This window comes from Micromonospora sp. NPDC049580 (assembly GCF_040675595.1).
Classification (GTDB): Bacteria; Actinomycetota; Actinomycetes; order Mycobacteriales; family Micromonosporaceae; genus Micromonospora.
Map to the genome: position 1 here is coordinate 1 of NZ_JBFAPG010000541.1, position 3934 is coordinate 3934.

4 protein-coding genes are annotated in these 3934 nt (G+C 69.2%); 1 reads left to right on the forward strand and 3 read right to left on the reverse strand.

All coding sequences use genetic code 11. The features are described 5' to 3' along the window. Positions 1–26: 26 nt before the first annotated feature. Together urtA and AB0J68_RS28660 are read right to left on the reverse strand one after the other, a co-directional pair. Entirely contained in the window at positions 27–1271 is a 1245-nt protein-coding gene (urtA, locus tag AB0J68_RS28655; protein WP_354860653.1) for an urea ABC transporter substrate-binding protein, read from the reverse strand. Positions 1272–1676: 405 nt separating this feature from the next. After that, positions 1677–2759 (reverse strand): substrate-binding domain-containing protein, encoded by a 1083-nt coding sequence (locus AB0J68_RS28660; protein WP_354860651.1) that lies wholly within the window; start codon positions 2757–2759, stop codon positions 1677–1679. 96 nt (positions 2760–2855) lie between these two features. On the opposite strand from AB0J68_RS28660, the gene AB0J68_RS28665 reads away from it, so the two are divergent. Further along, complete coding sequence (locus AB0J68_RS28665; RefSeq protein WP_355066514.1) at positions 2856–3320, forward strand: MarR family transcriptional regulator; 465 nt, start codon at positions 2856–2858, stop codon at positions 3318–3320. Between the two features lie 15 nt (positions 3321–3335). On the opposite strand, the gene AB0J68_RS28670 is transcribed toward AB0J68_RS28665, so the two are convergent. Beyond that, positions 3336–3710, reverse strand: coding sequence for a cupin domain-containing protein (locus tag AB0J68_RS28670; RefSeq protein WP_354860647.1), 375 nt, complete (start codon positions 3708–3710; stop codon positions 3336–3338). Positions 3711–3934 lie beyond the last annotated feature (224 nt).

Sequence of the window (3934 nt, forward strand, 5' to 3'; positions counted from 1 at the left end):
GGCGCGCGCCGCCCGGGCCGGCGTCGTCAGCTCAGGCCGCTCGCCCACGGGTAGGTCTTGAGGTACGGGTCCGGCGCGACCGGCTTGCCGGAGTTCCACACCTCGGTGATCAGACCGTCGGCGCCGATCTTGCCGATCCGGGCGGTCTTGGCGATGTGCTGGGTCTTCCCATCGACGGTGACCAGGCCCTCCGGCGCGTCGAAGGTGATCCCGTCGGAGGCGGTACGGACCTTCTCGACGTCGAACGCGCCGGCCTTCTCGACCATCGCCTTCCACAGGTACACGCTGACGTACGCGGCCTCCATCGGGTCGCTCGTCGGCTTGTCCGCGCCGTACTTCGCCTTGTACGCGGCCACGAACTTCTCATTCGCCGCGCCGGGCGTGGTCTGGTAGTAGTTCCAGGCGGTGAGCTGGCCCTGGAGGTACTGGGTGCCGATGCCCTTGACCTCCTCCTCGGCGATCGACACCGACACCACAGGCATCGCCGCGGCGGTCAGGCCGGCCGACTTGTACTCCTTGAAGAAGGCCACGTTGCTGTCGCCGTTGAGGGTGTTGAACACGGCATCCGCGCCGGACGACTTGACCTTGTTGACGATCGTGCCGAATTCGGTGGACCCGAGCGGCGCGTAGTCCTCACCGGCGACGGTCATCCCGTTCGCCGCCGCGTACGCCTTGATGATTTTGTTGGCGGTACGGGGAAACACGTAGTCACTGCCGACCAGATAGACCGACTTCACCCCCTCGGCCTTGAGGTAGTCGAGCCCGGGAACGATCTGCTGGTTGGTCGTCGCTCCGGTGTAGAAGATGTAGGGTGACTGTTCCAACCCCTCGTACTGCACCGGGTAGAACAGCAGCGCCTTGTTCTTCTCGAACACCGGCTTGACCGCCTTGCGGCTCGCCGACGTCCAGCAGCCGAAGACGGCGGCGACCCGGTCCTCGGAGATGAGCTTCTCGGCCTTCTCCGCGAAGGTCGGCCAGTCCGAGGCGCCGTCCTCCCCGACCGGCTGGATCTTCTTGCCGAGCACGCCGCCGGCCGCGTTGATCTCCTCGACGGCGAGCATGATGGAGTCGCGGACGGTGACCTCACTGATCGCCATGGTGCCGGAGAGCGAGTTGAGCAGGCCCACCTTGACGGTGTCGCCGGAGACATCGGCGGTGACGCCGGCCGCGCCGCCCTCGTCACTGGTCTTGCTGCCGCACGCGCTCAGCGCGGCCGCGGCGACGACGGTCATGGTGCCCGCCAGGATGCGGCGGCTCCAAAGAAGTGACATCTATTCTCCCTGCGGTGCACTCACGTGACGAATGGACGGTCGGTGCGGTCCGGTGGAGCTGAGTGGGCGATGCCGAGGTCGACGGGTGGACGCCGCCTGGGGTCATCGCATCGGGTACGGGCACGCAAAGCGTCGACCGGCTTGATTGCGTGAGTGTTTCCCAGTCCTTAATTGACTGTTTCCCGCGCCCGTTCGAAGGCGCACACCACAATGGCCGACACCGTCAGTCGGAGACGGCGCCGGCCTTGGGAAATTCCGAGGAAGAATGGCCACCACAATGGTCGGCGAACAGATTGCGCCAACGGTGGACACACATTCGCGGTATCCGGCCCTCGGCCAGATACTTCACCCAGGAAGCATCTTAGGGTCGAGCCGGGTGGGGCTGTCAAGGGCCGGAGGCGGCGGTCAGAGCTGGGCGAGCACCGTGAAGTCGAGACCGTCTGCCTCGGCGAGGTAGATCCGCTGACGCACGTGCCGCCGTCGCAGCCGCAGCCGACCGCGCGGCCCGTGGTACGCCACCGTGTCGGCGGCCGTCTCGATCGCCCGCACGTCGAGGGTGCGGGCCTGCCCGATCAGGGCGGCGAGCAGCATCACGCCCTCGTAGCAGGACTCCCCCAGGCTGCCCAGCGGCGGCGCCTCCACCCCGAACCGGCGGGCGAACTCACCGTGGAAGTCGAGATTTTCCTGCGTCACCAGGCCGGCGAAGAAACCTGCCGTGCTGTAGAGCCGCCGCGTCGCCCCGACGCCGCTGGCCAGCAGCATGTTCTCGTCCATGAGGGTGCTCAGTCGCAGGCAGCGCTGATCCATCCCGACGCGGGCGAACGCCCGGTTGAACCGCACCGCGTCGGCGCCGACGAGCAGCATCACCACCGCGTCGGCCTCGCTGCGCTCGATGTGGCGCAGCACGTCGTCGAAGTCGTGCGTCTCCAACGGCAGGAACGCCTGCCCCACCACCCGCCCACCGCCGCGCACCGCGTACCGCTGGGCGGCCCGCGCGGTGCGCCGTGGCCACACGTAGTCGTTGCCGACCACGAACCAGCGGCGTACGCCCTGTTCCCCGGCGAGCAGCCGCATCGCGGGCCACAGCTGGGCGTCCGGCGTCTCGCTGGTCAGGAACACCCCCTCGGTACGCTCACCGCCCTCGTACAGGGCGGTGTAGACGTACGGCACCCGGTGGGCGACCCGGGGCGCCAGCGCCTGCCGCACCGAGGAGATGTGCCAACCGGTCACGCCCTGCACGGCGCCCACCGACACCAGCGCCTCGACCTCGGCGGCCACCTCGGCCGGCGGGGCGCCGCCGTCGACCGGCACCAGCCGCACCTCGCAACCCAGCACCCCGCCACAGGCGTTGATCTCCTCGACCGCGAGCTGGGCGCAGAGTTCGCAGGTCGGGCCGAACATTCCCGCCGGCCCGCGCATCGGATAGACCAGCGCAATGCTGACCACGGCCCGATCGACGGTGAGCCACGGCGGTGCCGGCGCGGACATGAGCACATGATTGCCCGGCCCACCTCGGAAGACCAGAGCTCACCACGGACCGGGACGACTCGGTACCATGGCAGGGCCACCGCACCAGGGAGATCCATGTCAGACGTGCCCGGGGCGCCAGCCGACCTGCTGCGCTCGCTCACCCGCGCCGAACGGCTGCTCTCCCGCCGGTTGGGCGCCGTCCTGGCCGACGACGAGCTGACCACCGAGGCGTGGCGGGTGCTCTGCCTGCTCGCCGACGGTCAGGGTCACCCGATGAGCGAGGTGTCCGTTGAGGCGTCGCTCCCGCCGGGCACCCTCACCAAGCTGGTCGACCAGCTCGTCGACCGCAACCTCGTCTTCCGGCGGATCGACCCCCTGGACCGCCGACGCATCCGGGCCTACCTGACGGCCCGGGGCCGCGGCGAACACGCCCGCCTCGACGAGCGGATTCGGGCCAGCCTCGCCGACCTGGGCGTACCGGCCGACCCCGCCCTGATCGACCACCTCGACGACCTGATCGCCCGCCTCGACCCGACCCGTCGCCGCGACCACGCCGACGCAGCCGGTCCGCGCCACTGACCCGATCTCGGCGGGTCACTCCACCTTGGTGAGAAGCGGCTTACCCTTCTCGACGACGTACGTGGCCAGTTCGACGGCGACGCCGTCGCCGACGTTGCGTGCCTGGTGATGGACGCCGTACGGCACGGTGAGAGCGTCACCGACGTTGCACACCACCGGTGGCTGGCCCTCAAGGGTGTACTCCAGCGATCCCTGGAGTACGCAGATGATCTCTTCGCCGGGATGGAAGTGCTTGAACGGCGGTGAGTCCGGCGTGAATTCCACCCGACTCTGGATGACCTCGCGGCCCTCGATGCTGAGATCGTGTCGCTGGAGATCGACACGCCACAGCCCGGGCGCGCCCTCCACGGCTGTCGGGCTGATGCCCTCGGGGCGATCTTTCCCACTCATCACGGCCTCCTGTGAGCCGTCATCCGAACGGCGGTCGCTCCGGTTGGCACATCCCCTCGAGGATAGGAGGCTCCCCACCCCTGATGGGCCGAGATGCCGAACAACAGGGGTCCACCTACCCGCTGAGGTGGGCGCGCAGGGTGTGCGCGTCGGGGGCGGTCGCGGTCCACAGTGTCGCCGGGCCCCCGGCCAGCGGCAGTCGGGCGACGGTCCCGTCGACCGTC

What these genes read in the sequence shown, in the direction of transcription:
- urtA (WP_354860653.1), bottom strand. Translation starts at nt 1,271, where the DNA reads ATGTCACTTCTTTGGAGCCGCCGCATCCTGGCGGGCACCATGACCGTC.
- AB0J68_RS28660 (WP_354860651.1), bottom strand. Translation starts at nt 2,759, where the DNA reads ATGTCCGCGCCGGCACCGCCGTGGCTCACCGTCGATCGGGCCGTGGTC.
- AB0J68_RS28665 (WP_355066514.1), top strand. Translation starts at nt 2,856, where the DNA reads ATGTCAGACGTGCCCGGGGCGCCAGCCGACCTGCTGCGCTCGCTCACC.
- AB0J68_RS28670 (WP_354860647.1), bottom strand. Translation starts at nt 3,710, where the DNA reads ATGAGTGGGAAAGATCGCCCCGAGGGCATCAGCCCGACAGCCGTGGAG.